Origin of the sequence: Sphingobium sp. B11D3D (assembly GCF_025961755.1) — a bacterium.
In the GTDB taxonomy this organism is placed as follows: domain Bacteria; phylum Pseudomonadota; class Alphaproteobacteria; order Sphingomonadales; family Sphingomonadaceae; genus Sphingobium.
The window spans coordinates 1,774,839-1,793,145 of the sequence record NZ_JAOQOG010000001.1 but is presented as its reverse complement, the minus strand read 5'-3'; the positions used below and the strand labels follow the sequence as shown (position 1 = coordinate 1,793,145).

The window sequence follows — 18,307 nt, the reverse complement described above, 5'->3', positions numbered from 1 at the left end:
CCGGTCATGACGCTGCTCAAACCCATCCAGATCGGTCCCGTGCGGATCGAGACACCGGTCGTTCTTGCGCCCATGACGGGCGTGACTGACATGCCGTTCCGCACGCTCGTGCGGCGCTATGGATCGGGCCTTAACGTCACCGAAATGATCGCCTCGCCCGCGATGATCCGCGAGACGCGGCAATCGCTGCAGAAGGCCGCCTGGCACCCGGTCGAGGAACCGGTGTCGCTTCAGCTCGCCGGCTGCCAGCCCGCTGAAATGGCTGAGGCAGCCAAGCTCAATGCCGATCGAGGCGCGGCCATCATCGACATCAACATGGGTTGCCCGGTCAAGAAAGTGGTGAATGGCGATGCCGGCTCAGCGCTGATGCGCGACCTGCCGCTCGCTGCCCGACTGATCGAAGCGACCGTGAAGGCGGTCGATGTGCCGGTGACCGTCAAGATGCGGATGGGCTGGTGCCATGACAGCCTGAACGCGCCGGAGCTTGCGCACATCGCCGAGGATCTCGGGGCCAAGCTGATCACGGTTCACGGGCGGACCCGCAACCAGATGTACAAGGGCAGCGCGGACTGGGCGTTCGTGCGCCGCGTCAAGGATGCGGTGAGGTTGCCCGTCATCGTGAATGGCGACATCTGCTCGCTCGACGACGCGCGCACCGCGCTGGCGCAGAGCGGTGCCGATGGCGTGATGATCGGGCGCGGCGCCTATGGCAGGCCCTGGCTACTGGGGCAGGTTATGCAGGGGCTGGTGAGCGGCCGGACCGTTGAGAACCCCGACATTGCCGAGCAATATGCCGTGATCGTCGAGCATTATCGCGCGATGCTGGATCACTATGGTGAGACGACCGGCGTCAATATGGCCCGCAAGCATCTCGGCTGGTACACCAAGGGCCTGCCCGGCTCGGCCGAGTTCCGCAACATGGTCAATCAGGTGCCGGATGCGGCGACCGTGCTCGATATGCTGGAGCGCTTCTACGCCCCGTTCGTGACGCACCCTGAACGGCTCGATCAGGAACCGGAACAGGCCAGGAATGCAGCCTGAGGCCGATTTCAGGGCTGGGGCGGATGCGAATGCACCGACCCGATCCCTGCCTGCCGCTGCCGAAATCGTCTCCGCGCATCCCGTCGCGACATTGATGATCGATCCGGACGGCCGGATCGTCCTGGCTAATGCCCGCGCAGAGAATCTGCTCAATATGGCCCGCTCGGCACTGGTCGGCAGCGCCATCGGGCGTGTGCTGCGCATTGCCGATCCACGCGTCGATGCGGCGATCTGGATGACGGACAAGCCGCTGTCTGCCTATGATATTCAGGTCCATGCCGGGCGGAATGAAGCGCTGGAGATGGATATTCTCATTCATCCGCTGCTGGAGGACGATCGCTGGCGGATCGTCGCCCTGCATGTCCATGGCCAATCGCAGGCGCTCGGCACCCGCCGCACGTCGATGGGCGTGCGCTCGGCGACCGGCGCGGCAGCGATGCTCGCTCATGAGATCAAGAACCCGCTTTCGGGCATTCGCGGCGCGGCGCAATTGCTGGAGGGCGATGCCGGGGAGGCAACCCGGCCGCTCACCAAGCTGATCTGCGACGAGGTGGACAGGATCGCCGCCCTGATCGACCGGATGCAGCATTTCACCAGCAATCAGCCGCTCGAATGCCGACCGGAGAATATCTATCCGCTGCTCGACCGGGCCGTGGAACTGGCGTGCGCCGGGTTCGCCCGCAATTGCACGATCACCCGCACCTATGACCCGTCTCTCCCATTCGCACAGGTGAATGGCGACGCGCTGGTGCAGATCATGCTCAATCTGGTCAAGAATGCGGTGGAGGCCGTGGATGGCATGGCGGATGGCGCGGTTCAGGTCGCGACCGCTTATCGCCATGGCCTGTCGGTGATGGGCGCGCGCGGCAAGGGCGCCGCACCGCTGCAGATCGAGATTCAGGTGATCGACAATGGCCCCGGCGTGCCGGACAATATTCGCGATGTGCTGTTTAACCCCTTCATTTCCAACAAGCGCAGCGGACAGGGCCTTGGCCTAGCGCTGGTCGACAAGCTGGTGCGCGATATGAACGGCCTTGTGCAATATGAGCGCGACAAGGTGGCCGGGCGGTCGATCTTCCGGGTTCTCCTGCCCATGGGAGGGAGCCTATGACGCGCCTGACCGGCAAGGTTCTGGTGGTCGATGACGATCCGGCGATCTGCATGGTCGTCAGCGAGGCGCTCAAGCGGCAAGGCCACATCATCCGCACCGCCGGCTCGATAGCCGAGCGCCATGAGGCGCTGGCGAGCTTCACGCCCGATGTGCTGATTACCGACGTGATCCTGCCGGACGGCGATGGTCTCGATGATGTCGGCAATATTCTGGCTTCCGAGCCTGACCTCAAGGTCATCATCCTCTCGGCGCAGAACACGCTCAACACGGCCGTACGCGCCACGGGGCAGGGGGCATTTGAATATCTGCCCAAGCCGTTCGATCTGAATGAGCTTAGCCGCGCGGTAGCCGAAGCCCTCAGTGTTCGGGCCAAGGGCAAGCTGGCGGAACCCGCGGCTGGTGAGGGCACGGACGACGGCCTGCCCCTCATCGGGCGCTCGCCGCAGATGCAGGAGGTCTATCGCACGATCGCGCGGGTGGTGGGCAATGATCTCAACATTCTGGTTTTAGGCGAATCCGGCACCGGCAAAGAACTGGTGGCCGAGGCGATCCACAGCCTGGGGCCGCGCCGCAATGAACCCTTTGTGGCCATCAACATGGCTGCCATTCCCCGTGAGCTGATCGAGGCCGAACTGTTCGGATACGAAAAGGGCGCGTTTACGGGTGCCTTCGCCCGAACGGCGGGCCGGTTCGAGCAGGCCGAGCGCGGCACGCTGTTTCTCGACGAAATCGGCGACATGCCGATGGATGCGCAAACGCGGCTGCTGCGGGTGCTCCAGTCCGGCGAAATCACGACGGTGGGCGGCACGAGGCCGGTGCGGGTGAACGTGCGCATCATTGCCGCCACCAATCAGGATCTGCCAACCCTGATTAGCGAAGGCCGGTTCCGCGAAGACCTGTTCTACCGGCTCAACGTCGTGCCGATTCGCCTGCCGGCGCTGCGCGAGCGAACGGGTGATGTCGCAATCCTCGCGCGGCATTTCCTCGATCAGGCGGTCTTCGAGGGGTTGCCGAGCAAGCTGCTCTCCGAGCAAGCCGCCGCGCTGCTCGAGCGCTATGACTGGCCGGGCAATGTGCGCGAACTCCAGAACCTGATGAAGCGTCTGACCGTGCTCACGCGCGATCAGGAAATTCAGGTCCAGCATGTCCGCCAAGTGCTGCGCGTGCAGGACAGCGTGGGCGACCCGGCCGACAGCAGCGCCGCCGATCTGGCGGAAGCGGCGCGGCGCTGGGCGCGGGATCACCTCGCGGTCGGCGGCAATGCGAGTCCTTGCGAGCTTTACGACCGGCTGCTCGACGTCATCGAACCTGTGCTCCTGAGTGAAGTTCTCGCCGCAATGGATGGCAATCAAATCAGGGCGGCGGCCACACTGGGGCTCAATCGCAACACCTTGCGCAAGAAGCTTAACCACTATGATATCGACCCCACCATGCCGCTGCGCCATCGCTGATTGCGGTGCGATAGACCGGGGCCGGCCAGCGCCGTAACTTCCACCGTGGCGCGTTAAGCGTGTTTGCTCCGCCACGCTGATGTTGTATCGGTGCCACGATGGATCAAAGATCGACCGTGCTGGACAATGTAAGCGATCCGTCGCGGCCGTTGCGCATCTGGCAGCGGCTCAGTCGTCTGGCTGTTCCGCTCACAGCGGGGGTCTTTGTCGCCACGGCGGGGTTCACCTGGTGGTTGCTCACGCGTCCGCAGGATGATGATACATTGCTCAGCGCCGCCGTGGTGGCGCTGCTGCTGGTCCTCAATCTTCTCCCCGCTATTCTGCTGCTCGTTCTGCTTGGGCAAAGGATCGCCCGTCGGCGCGCCAATCGCAGTCTCGTGGGCGGCAACGGGCGTCTGCACGTCCGCCTCGTCGCCCTGTTCTCGGTGATCGCGAGCCTTCCGCTCCTGCTGGTGGTGATCTTTGCCTCGCTGCTCTTCCAATATGGTGTGCAGTTCTGGTTCTCGGCCGACGCGCGCGGCATGCTCCAGAACGCCTCTGATCTCGCGCGCGGCTATTATCAGTCCAACCTCAAGGAGTTGAGCGACGAGACCGTGACGATGGCGGGAGACCTGCGCAATTATCTCTCCCAATCAAGCATTTCCAGCCCGTCCTTCGCGGAGGGTTATATCTATCAGGTGGTCACGCGGAAACTGAACCGCTCAGCGATCATCGAGATCGGCAAGGACGGCGTCGCGCGGACGGCAGCGACGGTCGATCCGGAACGGCAGACGGCCACGGATATGCTGACGCCGGAGATCATCCGCGATCTGCGCAATGGCCAGCCCGTCGTGGTGCAGGCCAAGCCCAACCAGATCGAAGCCTTTGTGCTGCTCTATCCAGAGTCCAACACCTTCCTCTACGCCACCCGCGATTCGGCCGTTTCCGCTTTCAGCGAGATGGAGCGCGCACAGGCCGTGCTCGCCGATTATGATGAGTTTGCCGCGCGGTCCCGGCAGTTGCAGCTGCGCTTCAACATCGCGTTGTTCATCGGCACCTTGATGCTGGTGGGCACAGCAGTTTGGATTGCGCTGGCCGTGGCGGATCGACTCGTTAGACCGGTGGGAGAGCTGGTGGATGCTGCCCGGCGCGTGACGGCAGGCGATCTCTCCGCGCGGGTCACCGATTCCCACTCCCGCGATGAGCTGGGCACGCTGGCAAGCGCATTCAACCGGATGACCCAGCGGTTGGAGGCGCAGACCGGCGCGCTCGTTTCGGCCAATAATCAGCTCGCCGATCGGCGGGCGCTGATCGAGGCCGTGCTATCCGGTGTCAGCGCGGGCGTGGTGTCTGTCGACCGCGATGGCACCATCCAGATCCTGAACAGCTCGGCAGCGGGTCTGCTCGTGCGCCCCGGCGAACAGGCGGTCGGCCAAAGGCTTGCTGATGTGTCCGAAGAGCTAGCAGCGCTGATGGAGGCTGGCACCGGCGCCGACATTATCCAAATCCGCGCCCGGGGCGAAGTGCGGACCCTCGCGGTTCGGGTGGTCGTCGAGGACGGCAATCAGGTACTGACCTTCGATGATATCACCGAGCAACTGCTCGACCAGCGCCGCGCCGCCTGGTCGGATGTCGCCCGCCGCATCGCCCACGAAATCAAGAATCCGCTGACCCCGATCCAGCTCGCCGCCGAGCGGCTACAGCGGCGCTATGGCAAGGAGATCGAGTCCGACCCCAGCACCTTCCGCCGCCTGACCGAGACGATCGTGCGGCAGGTCGGCGATCTGCGCCGTATTGTCGATGAGTTTACCTCCTTCGCACGCATGCCCAAGCCCGTCTTCCGCGAGGAAGCGGTGATCGACATCGCTCGCCATGCGATGTTCCTGCATGAGGTCGCGCACCCCGAGATTACTTTCACCTTCGCTAGCGAGGAAGCCGATCCGGCCTTGGTCTGCGACCGCCGGCAGATCGGCCAGGCGCTGACCAATATCGTCAAGAACGCGGTCGAGGCCATCGAGCAGCGGCATCTTGCCGACACGCCGAAGGGGGAAGGCGATCAACCGCCCGCCAATGCCCCGCATGGCCATGTGACGATGCTCGTGCTGCGTGAGGAAGGGCAGCTCGCCATCTCCGTGACCGACGACGGCATCGGCCTGCCCGAGCAGCGCGAGCGGATCATCGAACCCTATATGACGACGCGCGCCAAGGGCACCGGCCTCGGGCTCGCGATCGTGAAGAAGATCGTCGAGGAGCATTTCGGCTCCATCACCTTCGGCGATGCCGAAAGCGGAGGCACGGTCGTGACTCTCCGCTTCGACGTGGAACGGCTGTCGCGCCTCGCAGAGGGCGACGAGAGGGCCGAGACAATATGAAAGAGACGTTGAATGGCGCTTGATGTTCTGATCGTCGATGACGAAGCCGATATCCGGGAACTGGTCGCGGGTGTCCTCGAGGATGAGGGGTTCGAGACGCGCCTAGCCGCCAATAGTGACGAGACGTTGGAAGCGCTTGCCGCGCGGCGCCCATCGCTGGTGTTGCTGGACGTGTGGCTGCAGGGGTCAAAGCTGGATGGCCTCGAACTGCTCGACATCATCAAGGAGCGAGACCCCAGCATTCCGGTGCTGATGATCTCGGGCCATGGCAATATCGATACGGCCGTCGCGGCGATCCGCCGCGGGGCGGTCGATTTCATCGAGAAGCCGTTTGAATCCGACCAGCTTCTTCACATCGTCAACCGGGCGACGGAAACCGAGCGCCTGCGCCGGGAAAATCAGGTGCTGCGCGCGCGCTTCGGACAGGAAGAGGAACTGACCGGCACCAGCAATGCGATCAACACGGTGCGTGCCACGATCAAGAAGGTCGCCGGCACCGGCAGCCGGGTGCTGATTACCGGACCGGCCGGCGTCGGCAAGGAAGTGGCGGCGCGGATGCTCCACAATTGGTCGACCCGGGCGAGCGGTCCGTTCGTGATCGTCACGGCGGCGCGGATCGAGCCGGAGCGCGCCGAAGAAGCGCTGTTCGGCGTTGAGGGTTCGGACGGGGTGATCCGGCCCGGCCTGCTGGAGCAGGCCCATGGCGGCACATTGTTCCTCGACGAAATCGCGGACATGCCCCTCACCACGCAGGGCAAGATCCTGCGGGTGCTGACCGACCAAAGCTTTACGCGCATCGGCGGCCAGCGGCAGGTGAAGGTCGACATCCGGGTCATCTCATCCACGGCCCGTGATCTCAAGGAAGAGATTGCCGAGCGGCGGTTCCGGGAAGATCTCTATTACCGGCTCAACGTCGTGCCGCTCACCCTGCCACCGCTGGCAGAACGGCGGGACGACATTCCTGGGCTGGTCGAGCATTATCTGGCGCGCTTTGCCGCCGAGCGCGGCATGGCCTCGCCGAACATGGCGCCCAATGCGATGGCCGCCCTGCAATCGGCTGATTGGCCGGGCAATGTCCGCCAGCTCCGCAATGTCGTGGAGCGCACCGTCATTCTGGCGCCGATGAATTCGGGCGGCGTCATCGAGCTGGAGATGCTGCCGGCGGAGGCCACTGGCGGCGGCGACGACAGCGGCATGTCCACCGCGATCATGGGGGCGCCGCTGCGGGAAGCGCGCGAGAATTTCGAGCGGGAGTATCTGCGCATCCAAATCAAGCGCTTTTCCGGCAACATTTCGCGGACCGCTGCGTTTATTGGCATGGAGCGGTCGGCCTTGCACCGCAAGCTGAAGTCGCTTGGCTTGGGAGATGAACGCGATAGTTGAGCACTCAGAACCTTTGTGCAGCGCAACAAACCGGGGCTGGATTTCTCCCTGGGAATCACATAGCGTGCACCAGTCACCCCACTCATGGGGCATATCGACGCTCTGACAGAGCGCGACGCGGACAGCGAGCCGCCAATAATGGAGTAGAAAATGGCCGAAAAACTCAATAACTTACAGGACATATTTCTCAACAGCCTTCGCAAGAGCAAGACCCCGGTGACCATGTTTCTGGTCAAGGGCGTCAAGCTTCAGGGCATCGTCACCTGGTTTGATAATTTCTCGGTCCTGCTTCGGCGCGACGGTCAAACCCAACTGGTCTACAAGCACGCCATTTCCACGGTCATGCCAGCGCATCCGATGGATCTCGCCAAGATTGAATCCGCTTTCTCATCAAATGAGCGCAAGCCGAAGCTTCTGCAGGAAATTTTCCTGTCGGCGGTCCATAAGTCCGGTGACCCGGTGACCATGTTCCTGGTCAACGGCGTGATGCTTCAGGGTGAGATCGCGGCTTATGACCTGTTCTGCATGTTGCTCCAGCGCGATGGCCTCGTGCAGCTCGTCTACAAGCATGCCATCTCGACCGTTCAGCCCACCCATCCGCTCGATCTCTCGGGCGAAAATGATGAAGATGAGGACTGAACAGATGGGGATGACCCATTAGTTTTCATCTCGATCAGGAAGAAGTGACGCGTGGAACGCGGGCCATCGTGGTCCACGCCGATCTCGGGCGACGCCAGCGGCGGGATGTGTCGGCCCGGCTGGAAGAAGCCAAAGGCCTCGCGCTCGCCATCGGACTGGACGTGTGCGGGACCGCGGCGTTCCGCGTGCGACAGTCCCGCCCTGCCACGCTGTTCGGCTCCGGGCAGGTGGAAGAAATCGCCGCACTGGCCGCGCGCGAGCAGGCCGAGCTCATCGTCGTCGATAATAATCTGACGCCGGTCCAGCAGAGCAATCTAGAGAAGAATTGCGCCGCCAAGGTCATCGACCGCACCGGCCTTATCCTCGAGATTTTCGGCGAGCGCGCCGCCACGGCCGAGGGACGGTTGCAGGTCGAGCTGGCGCATCTCGATTATCAGGCCGGCCGGCTGGTGCGCAGCTGGACGCACCTTGAACGGCAGCGGGGCGGCTTTGGCTTTCTTGGCGGCCCCGGCGAAACGCAGATCGAGGCCGACCGGCGGATGATCCGCGATCGCATGGCCCGCATCCGGCGCGAGCTTGAGCAGGTCACGCGAACCCGTGGGCTCCATCGTGCCCGGCGCCAGCGCGCGCCTTGGCCGGTGATCGCGCTCGCCGGCTATACCAATGCGGGCAAATCGACCTTGTTCAATCGCCTGACCGGATCGGCGGTGGTCGCGCAGGACATGCTTTTCGCCACGCTCGACCCCACGATGCGGCAGATTAGCCTGCCGGGCATCGACAAGGCTATTCTGTCGGATACGGTGGGCTTCGTGTCGGATCTGCCGCACCAGCTCGTCGCAGCGTTCCGCGCAACGCTGGAAGAGGTGCTGTCCGCCGATCTCATCCTCCATGTGCGTGATATCGCGCATCCCGACAGCGACGCGCAGAAAGCCGATGTGCTGGACGTGCTGGCCGATCTGGGCGCGGTCGCCGGTGAGGACGACGATGCGCCCGTGGATAGCGCCGTGCCGGTGCTGGAAGTCTGGAACAAGGTCGATCTGATCGACGATCCCGACCATCAGGCCGCGATCCGCAACCGGGCTGAGCATGAGCCCGATGTCGCCCTTGTTTCCGCGCTGACGGGCGAGGGGATCGAGGCGCTACGCCGACGCCTTTCCGATATCCTCGGCAAGAGTCACCGGCGCTACGAGTTCGATCTGAGCGGACGTGAAGGCGCGGCGCTTGCCTGGCTTCATGCCCATGGCGAAGTGCTGTCGGAAGCGGCGGAGGCCGACGGGGCCGAGGTCACCATCCACGTTTCTGTGCGAATGGAGCCGGCCGATTATGATCGCTTCGTGCGCGTGCATGGCGACCAGGCCGGGCTGATCGCCTGAGGGTCGCTTTCAACGCTCGGCGCGCTTGATCTTCTGCCAGAGCGCTTCCTTTTCATCCAGAGACAAGCCGGGAAATGCCTTGCCCGCATCGGCTTCCATGGCGCGGAACCGCCGCTCGAACTTCCCGCTCGCCCGGCGGAGCGCCGTCTCGGGATCGACATGATGATGCCGCGCGAGATTGACGGCGGCGAACAACAGGTCGCCGATCTCGTCATCTAACTCTGCCTGATCGGTGGCCTGTTCGACCTCCTCCAGCTCTTCCAGCACCTTGGCGCGCACATCTGCGATGTCATCCCAATCGAACCCGACGCGCGCGGCACGGTTCTGGATTTTCTCCGCCCGCGAGAGCGCGGGCAGGGAGAGGGCAACCCCTGACAAGGCCGAGCGGTCCTCCGAGGGCTTGCCGGCGCGCTCTGCAGCCTTGATCTCATCCCAACCGGGCGAGACCGACCCCGGCGCCGCAAAAACATGCGGATGGCGCCGCAACATCTTCTCGCAAATCGCGGAGATGACATCGGAAAGATCGAAGGCCTTTTGCTCCGAAGCCATCTGGCTGTGAAACACGACCTGAAACAGCAGATCGCCCAGCTCATCCTTGAGCGCCGCCATATCGCCGGACTCGATGGCGTCGGCGACCTCATAGGCCTCCTCGATCGTGTAAGGCGCGATGGTGGCGAAGGTCTGGGCGACATCCCACGGACAGCCATCATCCGGATTGCGAAGCCGAGCCATGATGTCCTGAAGCGGTGCGATGTCTGCGGGTGTCTTGCTCAATGAAGGTTCCGTCACGATAGGATAGCTCGCCAGACGGTAGACAGGTCGATGTCCAAACTCCAGAGTGGACCGGAAAGAGCCCCCATCGGGCAGGGAGCCACCTTAAAAGTGGACCCGATTTTTCTTTTTTTATGAATGCGCTGAGGAATTCCGGGTAACGACGCTCATAGAAAACAGAACAAATGGACCTCTCACGGAGATGGCATAGGTGCAGGATAAATCCGTGCCCGTTTTGGATGACGAACGCGTGTCGCTGCACCGGCGCGCTTTGCATCGCTATTTCAGCAAACGGGTGCCCATCGGCGAGGTTGAGGATCTCGTGCAGGAAGTGCTGGCCAATCTGCACAGCCGCCAGAAAAGCGCGGAAATCGAGAATGTGCAGGGCTATCTCTTCACCATCGCCTCCCATGTGCTGGCGCGGCGGCACCACAAAAATGCCCAGTTGCGCTATGCCGACGAAGAGGTGCCGGATCAGATCGATCCCTTCTCGCCAGAACGCATCCTGATCGGGCAGCAAAGCCTCACCGCCGCTCTGGAGGTGATCCGCACACTGCCTCCGCGCACCCAGCAGGTGTTCGTCCTTCATCGCTTCGAGGAGATGACCTACGCCCGGATCGCAGCGCATCTGGGCATCTCGGCGAGCGCGGTCGAAAAGCACATCATGCAGGCTTTGAAAGCATTGCACGACAATGCCAGGGGGACGGAATGAAGTTTCTGCCTCGCCTCGTGCGACCCGCCGACCGGCCGACGCCGGTGGATGCCCCCGGATGGGTCGCCCGTGTGCGCTCAGGGACATTGCCTCCGCAAGAGGTTCGCCAGTTCGAGCGCTGGCTGGCCGAACGCGACGAGAACCGACGCGACTATGACGCGCTGGTCGCCCAGTTTCTGGAACTCGACCGCCTCCGCTCCCATCCGGAAATTATGGCCTTGCGCGAAGAGGCGCGCCAGGCACAGCGCGGCAAGCGCCGGCTCGCCATTGCCGCGGCTCTTGGCCTGCTGCTCACTGGTGCCGTGACAGCAGTCGTTGCGCTCGATCTGCTCCCCACCAGCAGCGAACAGCGAGCGTCCGTCGTCACAGCCTATTACGAAACGCCGGAGGGCAAGACGTCGGCGATCGTCCTGCCCGATGGCAGCAAGGTCTTCCTCGATGCGAGCAGCGCGCTCAAGGCGAGCATGGGCGAAACGACCCGGCGCATCGAACTGCTCAGCGGCCGCGCCAATTTCGCGGTGGCGAAAGATCGCGAGCGGCCCTTCGTCGTGATGGCCGGTGGTGAGCGGATCAAGGCGCTCGGCACCCAGTTCGACGTCAATCTCGTCGAGCGCAGTGTCGAGCTGACGCTCATGGAGGGCCATGTCGTCGTGCAGGGCCTCAAGACAAAGTCGGACACGGCGTCGACCGTCTTTATGCGCCCGGGCTACCGCCTCGTCGCGGGGGACGGCAATTGGACACTCGCCCCGGTCGATCTGCGCAACGTCTCGCGCTGGCGGGAGGGTGTCCTGATTTTCGACGAGGCCCGGCTCGGCGACATCGTGGCCGAGATGAATCGCTATCTCCCGGCCAAGATCCTCATTGGCACGCCCGCCATTGCCGAGCGGCGGATGAGTGCCGTGCTCCGCGCCGGCGACGTCTCCACATTTCTTTCGGCCATCGATGCCATGGGCGTGGCCCGGTGGACGCGGGTTTCCGACGGGGAATATCGGTTGCTGGATATCGCCCGTGAAAGAAATCTGAACGCACGACTGAGGTAAATCGCGCGAACCGCCTCATCAGGTAGAGAAGTCTAAAAACAGGTGAGGGGATTTTCATGTTCATGTCTGGTTTCAACACGCGCGGCGCCTTGATGCTCGGCGCGGCGGCGACCGCGCTGGTCGCTTCGGCGGCGCAGGCCAAGCCGGTCGATTTCGATATTCCATCGCAGCCTCTGCCATCAGCCCTGCGGACGTTCGGGCTGCAGAGCGGCACGTCGATCGTCTTTTCCGCCTCGTCCACCGGCTATGGGCCGTCGGTGCCGATCAAGGGGCAGTATGAGCCCAAGGAAGCGCTGGCCCGGCTGCTAGGAAGCGCGCCACTGCAGCCGCTGGAGCGCGGCAGCGGCTTCACCGTCGTGCGCATGGAGCCGCGGCCTGCCGCCGCCATGGCCGCACCAGCGCCCGCTGCGCCTGCGCCGCAAGCCATGGCTCAGGCAGAGCCGGCGCCGGAGGCCGAGGAGGGCGATGCGATTGTCGTCACGGGCTCACGGATCGCCCGTTCCGGCTTCACCGCGCCGACGCCTGTCACGCAGCTCGGCAGCGAGCGTCTGGCGAATACCTCGGCGGCCAGCGTGGGTGAGGCGCTTGCCCAGCTTCCCGCCTTTCGCGCCACCACTTCGCCAACCACGTCCGGCGTGACCATCGGCGCCGGTGGTGCCCGCACGGTCGATCTTCGCGGTCTGGGCGCGCAGCGCTCGCTGGTTCTGGTCGACGGGCGCCGGTTCGTGCCCAGCACGATTGCCGGCGCTGTCGACACCAATCTCATTCCCGGCATCCTCATCAATCGCGTCGAGCTCGTGACGGGCGGTGCCTCGGCGGCCTATGGCTCGGATGCCGTCGCCGGCGTCGTGAACTTCATCCTCGACAAGAAGCTGCAGGGCTTCCGGGTCAATGTGCAGGCTGGCATCTCCGAGCGAGGCGAGGATAGCGATCAACTGATCGCCGCCGCAGCGGGCACCAGCTTTGCCGGTGGACGCGGCCACATCATCATCGGCGGCGAGTATAACAATAATCGCGGCATGGGCGGCTGCTACAGCTATGATCTGTGTGCGCAGGAATGGCAGGTTCTGACCAACACCGCCTACCGCACCAACGGCCAGGCGGCGCGGATCATCAGCCCGAACGTGCGCACGGCGACACAGACCTACGCCGGCAAGATCAACGCCCCGACCGCGCTCGCGACGATCCAGTTCGACGATGCAGGCAACCCGGTTCCGTTCGTGCGGGGCCAATATGCGACGCTGTTCATGCAGGGCGGGAGCGGGCAGGGGCAAAACGCCTTCCGGTCCGCCGGCGTGCTCAAAGTGCCTGTGGAGCGCTATGCCCTCTACGGACGCACCGAATATGAGCTGGGCGCGGTGACGCCCTTCATCGATGTGTCCTACGGCCGGGTGCGAGTCATCACGCCGGGCGCGCAGACCCGCGACACCAATCTGACCATCAATCGCGACAACCCCTATCTGCCGCGGTCGATCGTCAATCAGATGACAACGCTTGGCGCGCAGACGCTCACTTTCGGGCGCGTCGGGCAGGACCTTGGCGTGGCCGTCGGCGACAATGTCACCAAGACCTTCCGCATCGTCGGCGGTTTCGATGCCGATCTGGGCAATGGCTGGAAGGCGGATGCTTATTATCAATTCGGCCAGACCGACGCGAGCCAGATCGTCGAGAACAACCGCATCACCGCCAACTTCACGCGGGCGCTGGATGCCGTGGACGAAGGCCGGTTCCGCACCGGGGTGGACAATGGCAATATCGTGTGCCGTGCGACCCTCAGCCCCAATGCTGCGGTCCGGGCGGCCGCGACGGGCTGTCAGCCCCTCAACCTGTTCGGCCAGTATCGCTTCTCGGAGGCGGCGCGCGCCTACAGCTTCGGCACCTCCGAACAGCGCACGCGCTTTCAGCAGCATGTGGTCGCCGCCAACCTGCGGGGCGATCTGTTCGACTTCGGCTCCGGCCCCGTCTCCATCGCGGTGGGCGGCGAGTATCGCAGCGAGCGTGTGAGCGGCACGGCAGACCCGATCTCGCTGACCAACGGCTTCTACATCGCCAATGCCTCGTCCTTCGGGCCGGAAACGATCAACATCGTGGAAGGCTATGCGGAAACCGTCGTTCCGCTGCTCCGCGACATGTCCGGCATAGAACTGCTCGAGTTCAACGGCGCGATCCGCCGCACGAATTACAGCACCAGCGGTTCTGTGACGACGTGGAAGCTAGGCGGCATATATGAGCCGGTCGAGGGCGTGCGCTTTCGTGGCACGCGGTCGCGTGACATCCGGGCGCCCAACGCCGCCGAACTCTATACGCCGCTGGTCGCCTCCCAAGGCTCCATCTTCGACATATCCAACAGCAGTCAGGTGCTTGCCCGCGTGTTTCGCGGCGGCAACCAGGCACTGCGACCGGAAATTGCGGATACCACCACCGCCGGCGTCGTGCTTCAGCCGCGGATGATCCCGGGCCTGCGCTTCTCTGCGGATTATTACGACATCAAGATCCGCGACGCGATCGATCTCGTCGGCGCGCAGGTCATCACGGATCGCTGTAACGCGGGCGGGGCCAGCTATTGCGCGCTGATCACGCGCGACACCGGCCCCAGCGGCCTGATCACGGACGTGGTGGACCAGTATCTCAACGTCAACCAGATCAAGACGCGCGGAATCGACTTCGAGCTGGATTTCTCGAAGCGCTTCGGGGCCGACAATCGCATCGCCATCAACCTGCTGGCGACCCGCGTGTTCGATCTGATCCAGGTGGATGCCACCGGCTCTTTGGACCGCGCCGGGCAGACCGGCCGTCAGGTCGGCGGCCCGATCGGCGTGCCGAAATACACGCTGGATGGGACCTTCACCTTCGAGAAGGGACCGTTCGGTGCCACGGTGCAGGGGCACTACATTCCCAAGGGCAGCTACGACGCGAGCCTGATCGGTCCGGACGATCCCAATTACAGCAACACCCTGGCCAACAGCATCGACAATAATGTCGTGGACGACATGCTGACCTTCAATCTCTCGCTGCGCTACACCATCGGTGGGGCAGGGGATTCCACGATGCAGATCTATGCCGCGATCAATAATCTGTTCGATACGGACCCGCCCATCGCGCCGGGCAACTCGGTGACCAACCCTGTTTTCTTTGACCAGACCGGCCGCAGCTACCGCGCCGGCGTGCGTCTGAAATTTTAAGAGGAGAGAAAGAGATGACCCTGGAACGCAGAGATATTCTGACCGGCGCGGCGGGCCTCGGCCTTGCTGCTATGGCCGGCAGTGCCGGCGCGCAGCGACGCGGCGGCGCGAAAGTGCCTGTCATCGACGTTCACACCCACAATTTCACCCCGCGCTGGGTGGAAATGCTGCGCAAGCACCCGGATGCGGACACGAGCCTCCTCCCGACCAAGCCGGACGAAACGATCTCCTATCGTGGCGCGCCGATCGTGCGGCTGGCGCCGGATATGACCGATCTCGACATGCGCATTGCCGCCATGGACAAGGCAGGGGTCGATATCGCGATCATCAGCCTTACGGCGCCGAATGTGTTCTGGAGCACGCGCGAGGTTGCGATCCAGACCGCGCGCGAGGTGAATGACGACTTCGCGGCGGCGGAGAAGAAATATCCCGGCCGCATCAAATGGATGGCCTCGCTGCCCTGGCAATATCCCGATGCCGCCATCGAGGAACTCGCGCGCGTGCGCGGCATGGGAGCCGCTGGCCTCTGCCTGATCACCAACATGGTCGGCATGTTGCCGGACAATGAGCATTTCCATCCGGTCTGGAAGGCGGTGGAGGAATCCGGCCTGCCGGCGTTCATCCACCCGACTGTGCCGATGGTCGACATCAAGAAGTGGGGCGTCGAGTCCTTCGGCCTCGCCAACACCATCGGCTTCACCAGCGACACCGCGCTGGTGTATGCCCGCTTCATCCTCACAGGCTTCATGGACAAGTTCGAAGGGTTGAAGCTGATCGCCTGCCACGGCGGCGGCACGCTGCCCTATCTCATCGCGCGGATGGACAAGATGTGGGAGAACACCACCAGCCGCCGGCTCGTCAACAAGCCACCGAGCGCCTATTTCCGCAAGTTCTGGTATGACGCGATCGTCTACGACCAGCCCACGCTCGAATTTCTTGTGAAGCAAGTGGGCGAGGACCGGGTGCTCTACGGCTCGGACTATCCCTTCTCCATCCAGGACATGGTCGGCGTGAAGGCAAGGGTCAGCGCGCTGCCGCCGGTGCAGCGGGACAAGATCCTGGGCACCAACGCGCAGCAGCTTTTCAAGATCTGAGCCACCGCGGCGAAAGCAAAACAGCGCAGGCCGCACCATTGGGTTGGTGCGGCCTGTTTCTTTTGGGTTGAGGCGGGCCGGCCTGGCGGCGCCATATCGGCAACCTTGCTGAGCTTGTTCGTTCTGTCGACATTATACGCGCGCTACGGCGCACGGATGGCGTAGGCAGAGAATGCCCACAAGCTGGCGATGGAAGGAGTCCGACATGGCGCATGATCATCACGGTGGTGGGCACGCCCATGATCATACCGCAGGGGCCAGCGCCCGGATGCTGGTCCTGGCACTCATCCTCACCTCGATCTATCTCGTCGCGGAGGTGGTGGGCGCGTTCGTCTTCAACAGCCTCGCCCTGCTGTCCGACGCAGCGCACATGTTGACGGACGTGGCAGCGCTGGGGATCGCGCTGTTAGCCATCCGCATCGGCCGCAGGCCCGCCGATGACAGGCGGACGTTCGGCTATCGAAGGTTCGAGATTCTGGCGGCCGCCTTCAACGCGGTTCTGCTCTTCATGATCGCGATCTACGTCTTCGCCGAAGCGATCTCGCGCTTCAACGCGCCGCAGGAGACGCAGTCCCTGGGCATGATGATCGTGGCGGCGATCGGGCTGGTGGTGAACCTCGTCTCGATGCGGCTGCTCTCGGCCGGCAAGGACAAGAGCCTCAACGTGAAAGGGGCTTATCTGGAGGTCTGGGCCGACATGATCGGCTCGATCGGCGTGATCGCGGGTGCCATTGCCATTCGCCTCACCGGGGCGACATGGATTGACCCCGCCGTGGCGATCGCGATCGGCCTGTGGGTCCTGCCGCGGACCTGGGTCCTCCTGCGCGATACGACCAACATCCTACTGGAAGGCACGCCCCAAGGGCTCGATCTGGGCGAGGTCCGCCGCGTTATCGCTGATGTGCCCGGGGTTGCCGGTGTCCATGATCTCCATGTCTGGTCGATGTCGAACGATGACATCAGCTGTACCTGTCATGTCACCCTGAGCGGGGAGGGGCGGGCAGATGCCGTCCGCATGGCGGTGACAAACGCCATAGCATCGCGCTTCGCCATTCACCATGTGACGGTGCAGACCGAAGCGGCCGATCTCGCCTGTGCGGAAGAGCATCGGCACGGATGAGAAGGCGAAGCCCCGACCGACTTAGAACATCTCCTGATCAAAGACTTTCCTGATCGAGCTCAAAACTCTCTTTTGAATATCATCTGAGCTTTTCTTGCTGCAGACGAACGTAATCCAGAAGGTCGTTTCGTCATGAGATAATTTCACGATGTCACCACTCTCAACGGCAGAGCGGGCGTGATGATCGAGCAGGAACGTCTTGGCGCCCCTCTCAATGGCTTCCGCAATAATCTGATCTGAAAAAACCTGAGACTGGATTATGTTGTGATTAAATTCACGGGATTGAATTTCCTTGATGCAAATCTCGTTGACCCCATGATTGGAGCTCGGAGTCACATAAGGCAAATCGTCGATGTTTATTTTTCCATCTACGCACATTTTATAAACGTTCGTAGGAACATAGACCGAGGCCAGAGACTTTTTGAGATAATGAAAATTCACTTGATCATTCTGCTGCACATATAATCTCGCGATGCAGAATGCACTGTGATTTGTGGAAAGACGGCTCACGATCTCCGATGTTGATTCAAGGATCGTCAACCGCAATTTACTCGGATAAACGGCTTCATTTATAATTTTTATTTTAGGCTTCACGAATGTTTCGAAGAAATATGGCCTCGTTATAAACTCCAAATCCTCTTCGATACCTGCGTTCAATTTTGGCGATTGTATTTGCTTTTTAAGCTGAAGGGTTTCGTTCGCGAGTTTCAGCGTGCGCTGACCGCCGCTGGTTAGTTCCGGCGATTTTCCAGCCGCGCGGTCGAAGAGGGCGGTGCCGCACGCGCGTTCCAGAGCTTTTATCTGCTTGCTGACAGAGGCTTCACTGATGTCGAGCTTATCCGCAGCCCGGCGGAATCCGCCTGCTTCCACCACCGCCAGAAAAATCTCGAGTTGCCTCGTCGTCGCCATACCCACACCATACCGATAACCAATTGGTTATCACGGTGATAGCCCGCCGGTACATTGCTTCTCAAGCGCTTTCCTCCGAACTGACGATCAACCGGCCCGCGAGAGGGGACGGATCAATGTTTATAAGGGG

Annotated in this window: 14 protein-coding genes; 12 read left to right on the top strand and 2 right to left on the bottom strand. The window is 62.8% G+C overall.

Annotated elements, in window-relative coordinates:
* Positions 1-6: 6 nt before the first annotated feature.
* The 7 genes from dusB to hflX all read left to right on the top strand — a co-directional run bounded on the left by dusB (position 7) and on the right by hflX (position 9,349).
* Positions 7-1,041 carry a tRNA dihydrouridine synthase DusB gene (gene dusB, locus M2334_RS08445; RefSeq protein ID WP_264594464.1) on the top strand — a complete coding sequence of 345 codons (1,035 nt, stop codon included), beginning with the start codon at positions 7-9 and terminating at the stop codon, positions 1,039-1,041.
* Positions 1,031-2,152: a two-component system sensor histidine kinase NtrB gene (locus M2334_RS08440; RefSeq protein WP_264578904.1), complete on the top strand. Its 1,122-nt coding sequence runs from the start codon at positions 1,031-1,033 to the stop codon at positions 2,150-2,152. The genes dusB and M2334_RS08440 overlap by 11 nt, the downstream gene beginning before the upstream one ends.
* The gene (gene ntrC / locus M2334_RS08435) at positions 2,149-3,603 is read left to right on the top strand and encodes a nitrogen regulation protein NR(I) (RefSeq protein WP_264585061.1); all 1,455 of its coding nucleotides are present in this window, start codon (positions 2,149-2,151) and stop codon (positions 3,601-3,603) included. The genes M2334_RS08440 and ntrC overlap by 4 nt, the downstream gene beginning before the upstream one ends.
* Positions 3,604-3,701: 98 nt before the next feature.
* The gene (locus M2334_RS08430; RefSeq protein ID WP_264594463.1) at positions 3,702-5,954 is read left to right on the top strand and encodes an ATP-binding protein; all 2,253 of its coding nucleotides are present in this window, start codon (positions 3,702-3,704) and stop codon (positions 5,952-5,954) included.
* Positions 5,955-5,966: 12 nt separating this feature from the next.
* Positions 5,967-7,337, top strand: coding sequence for a sigma-54-dependent transcriptional regulator (locus M2334_RS08425; RefSeq protein ID WP_264585063.1), 1,371 nt, complete (start codon positions 5,967-5,969; stop codon positions 7,335-7,337).
* Between the two features lie 150 nt (positions 7,338-7,487).
* Positions 7,488-7,976, top strand: a complete 489-nt coding sequence (gene hfq, locus M2334_RS08420; protein WP_264570320.1) for an RNA chaperone Hfq — start codon at positions 7,488-7,490, stop codon at positions 7,974-7,976.
* 44 nt (positions 7,977-8,020) lie between these two features.
* Positions 8,021-9,349, top strand: a complete 1,329-nt coding sequence (gene hflX / locus M2334_RS08415) for a GTPase HflX (protein WP_264594462.1) — start codon at positions 8,021-8,023, stop codon at positions 9,347-9,349.
* A 9-nt stretch (positions 9,350-9,358) separates the two neighbouring features.
* Here the strand turns inward: hflX and mazG are convergent, their stop codons facing one another.
* A complete protein-coding gene (mazG, locus tag M2334_RS08410; RefSeq protein ID WP_264594461.1) occupies positions 9,359-10,123 on the bottom strand; it encodes a nucleoside triphosphate pyrophosphohydrolase in 765 nt (254 codons plus the stop codon).
* A gap of 223 nt (positions 10,124-10,346) precedes the next feature.
* On the opposite strand from mazG, the gene M2334_RS08405 reads away from it, so the two are divergent.
* The 5 genes from M2334_RS08405 to M2334_RS08385 all read left to right on the top strand — a co-directional run bounded on the left by M2334_RS08405 (position 10,347) and on the right by M2334_RS08385 (position 17,268).
* A complete protein-coding gene (locus tag M2334_RS08405; protein WP_264572854.1) occupies positions 10,347-10,832 on the top strand; it encodes an RNA polymerase sigma factor in 486 nt (161 codons plus the stop codon).
* Positions 10,829-11,872 (top strand): FecR family protein, encoded by a 1,044-nt coding sequence (locus M2334_RS08400; RefSeq protein WP_264605203.1) that lies wholly within the window; start codon positions 10,829-10,831, stop codon positions 11,870-11,872. Before M2334_RS08405 ends, M2334_RS08400 begins: the two co-directional genes overlap by 4 nt.
* A 56-nt stretch (positions 11,873-11,928) precedes the next feature.
* The gene (locus M2334_RS08395) at positions 11,929-15,054 is read left to right on the top strand and encodes a TonB-dependent receptor domain-containing protein (protein ID WP_264605202.1); all 3,126 of its coding nucleotides are present in this window, start codon (positions 11,929-11,931) and stop codon (positions 15,052-15,054) included.
* Positions 15,055-15,068: 14 nt separating this feature from the next.
* Entirely contained in the window at positions 15,069-16,148 is a 1,080-nt protein-coding gene (locus M2334_RS08390; RefSeq protein WP_264575756.1) for an amidohydrolase family protein, read from the top strand.
* 205 nt (positions 16,149-16,353) lie between these two features.
* Complete coding sequence (locus tag M2334_RS08385) at positions 16,354-17,268, top strand: cation diffusion facilitator family transporter (protein ID WP_264605201.1); 915 nt, start codon at positions 16,354-16,356, stop codon at positions 17,266-17,268.
* 21 nt (positions 17,269-17,289) lie between these two features.
* On the opposite strand, the gene M2334_RS08380 is transcribed toward M2334_RS08385, so the two are convergent.
* On the bottom strand, positions 17,290-18,177 hold the full coding sequence (locus M2334_RS08380) for a LysR family transcriptional regulator (protein ID WP_264587240.1): 888 nt from the start codon (positions 18,175-18,177) through the stop codon (positions 17,290-17,292).
* Positions 18,178-18,307: the final 130 nt, after the last annotated feature.